Below are 2,451 nucleotides of genomic sequence, written 5' to 3' on the forward strand. Positions count from 1 at the left end.
GAGACTGAGACGGAGACGCCGAACCCGGTGCCGACGGAGACTGAGACGGAAACGCCTAATCCGACACCGACCCAGACCGAGACGGAGACAGCCGTTCCGACGCAGTCGCCGACACCCGAACCGACAGCAACGGAGACGGCGACGGAAACTCCTGCTCCGACCCCAACCGAGACCGCTCCACCAGCGGCGGGCGAAGGCGTTGTGCCAACACCGGGCAACGATGATCCGACGCTGGCAGCACCGGGAAACGATGATCCGGAACGTGCCGGTGCAGGCGCCGCAGCTACGCAGCCCATCGGTCCTGCAGCCAACCGCGGAGCCAACGTGCAGGCGGCAGCGAGCAGCGGAACCAGCGACACGACGCTGATTTCCGCGGCAGGCTCAACCGTTTCCGCGCTGCTGCTGCTCTCCCTGTGGATGACCCGCAAGCGAGGTTCGCATGAGCTAGGGGACTGACCCTCGCTGAACGTATCGATCGATAGCCAGCCGGAGGCGCTCCAAACGGATCGCCTCCGGCTGTTCATTCCCCAAAGAAACGGTCCTAGTGACACCTCGCTTGATCTCCGGTAATCGTCCGTCTGCCCACCCCGCACGGCAGGGCAGCGAAGGCGTCAGACAGGGTGCGCTCGCATTCATCCTGCTGCTCATGTTGTTCCTGACCGGGCCCTCGGCTTCCCAGGCAGAGCCGTCCGGCCCAACTCCGGTCGCAACCAGGGCCGGTAACGAAAAAGCCCCGCTCTACGGAGACAGCCTTGCGGTACATCCCGCACCTCCGGCGCTGCCCGAGCTCGCCCATGAGCTCACTCCTGATGTCCCGTCTGCGCCCCCGTTACCTGAGACCTCCACGCCCAACCAACTGCAGCCGGCTACTGCAGCGCCCGCTCCCTCTCCCGTGGAACCGGTCCCGGCGGCAGCCTCTGTTCCCCAGAGGATCATTTACCCGACGGCGGGAATCGATGTGGCGGTGCACGCGCTTCCGTCCAGCGCCGTCGAACAATCAGGCACCATAGTTCCGCCGCTTACTCTGGACGGTTACTGGCTTCCCGCCTACGGGATGCCAGGCACAGGATCTATTGACACCACGTATATAGCGGGGCACAGCTGGACGGACAGGGACGCACCCTTTAACAGACTCAGCTCCGCGTCCGCGCCGGGTGACGTGCTTACCCTCGTTACTGCGACGGGCTCGCTTGAGTACCGGGTGGATTCCGTGCGGACCTATAACAAGGACACACTGGTCACCAGCGAGATCTGGGACATCGCCCCCAACCGGCTCGTTCTCATCAGCTGCTACACCCAGGATCCCTGGGGCACCAACGTGGTGATCACAGCCTCACCCGTAGCCGCAGCCGGCTGATGCAAGCGCGCTAGTTCTTCCGCCAGATTTTCAGGGACCTCGATGAAATGGGTTTGAGACAGGCAGAGGAGTCTGCAGGCTTCGGCGGAGAGGACTCTCCTGCCAGCCGCCCGTCATGCAGTTCAAGCACCCGGTCGGCGCGCTGAATCATCAGGGGGTCGTGGGTGGACACCACTGCGGCAACATTCTGGCTGTGGACCAGGCCAGCAATGAGGTCCATCATGATGCCGGCGGTCACGCTGTCGAGCTGGCCGGTGGGCTCGTCGGCGATCAGCACCCTGGGGCGGTTGGCCAGCGCACGCGCCAGACCAACCCGCTGCTGCTGCCCGCCGGAAAGCTCGGACGGGCGCTGATTGTGATGATCCGCCAAGCCCACCAGAGAAAGTAACTCATCCACACGCGCCTGCCGCTTTACCGGCGGCAGACCCACCAGCCGCATGGGCACCTCCACGTTCTCCGCCGCGGACAGGATGGAAATTAGCCCAAAGGACTGGAACACAAACCCGAGCTGGGTCTGCCGCAACTCAACCCGGTCGCTCTCCCGCATGGCGGTCAGGTCAATATCACCAATGAAAACTGGCTCTCCTGACGTAGATGTGGGTCAGGGTTTGTGTGCTATGGGGCATGGGCAACCCCGTAGATTTGGGAGTTCTCACACAACCTGATCTTCGGAGCTGCCCATGCGTGCTACCACTCTACTGAACCGCGTCCTGAACCTGACAGGGGTCCGCGTCACTGAGGTCGATCCCGGCACGGACTCCAGCCATCCGATCCTGGTCCGGGTGGCGCTGAAAACCCGCAAGCGCCTTTCCTGCCCGCGCTGCCCGTTCACGACGATGGCCGGCTATGACACCCGGTGGACTGAGTCTTCCTGGCGGCACCTTGACTTCTCCGGCAGGGTCGTAGTCCTCACGATGCTGCGCCGGCGTCTTCTTTGCCCGGCCCACGGGGTCATCGTCCAGGGCGTCCCGTTTGCCAGGCCGGGATCCCGATTCACCACGGACTTTGAGGACATGATCGCCTGGCTGGTGACCCGGGCCGATAAGACCACGGTCTCCACATTCGCCCGGATAGCGTGGCGGACCGTCGGGGCG

The 2,451-nt window shown here is 64.1% G+C and carries 3 protein-coding genes and 1 pseudogene; 3 read left to right on the top strand and 1 reads right to left on the bottom strand.

All coding sequences use genetic code 11. The features are described 5' to 3' along the window. Window positions 1-456 (top strand): annotated as a pseudogene (locus Y708_RS30275) (hypothetical protein); the annotation flags it as partial. Between the two features lie 88 nt (window positions 457-544). After that, window positions 545-1,357: a class F sortase gene (locus tag Y708_RS0101610; RefSeq protein WP_253905656.1), complete on the top strand. Its 813-nt coding sequence runs from the start codon at window positions 545-547 to the stop codon at window positions 1,355-1,357. A 10-nt stretch (window positions 1,358-1,367) separates the two neighbouring features. On the opposite strand, the gene Y708_RS22235 is transcribed toward Y708_RS0101610, so the two are convergent. Then, window positions 1,368-1,904 (bottom strand): ATP-binding cassette domain-containing protein, encoded by a 537-nt coding sequence (locus Y708_RS22235; RefSeq protein WP_081746421.1) that lies wholly within the window; start codon window positions 1,902-1,904, stop codon window positions 1,368-1,370. Between the two features lie 133 nt (window positions 1,905-2,037). Between Y708_RS22235 and Y708_RS0101620 the strand changes: the two genes are divergently transcribed. Next, window positions 2,038-2,451: helix-turn-helix domain-containing protein (locus Y708_RS0101620; RefSeq protein WP_028278567.1), on the top strand; the 414-nt coding region annotated here is incomplete at its 3' end.

This window comes from Arthrobacter sp. H5, from assembly GCF_000520595.1.
GTDB lineage: Bacteria > Actinomycetota > Actinomycetes > Actinomycetales > Micrococcaceae > Arthrobacter_D.

Excerpts from the sequence above, each read along its gene's own strand:
- Y708_RS22235 (WP_081746421.1), bottom strand. The coding sequence starts at position 1,904 with ATGCGGGAGAGCGACCGGGTTGAGTTGCGGCAGACCCAGCTCGGGTTT.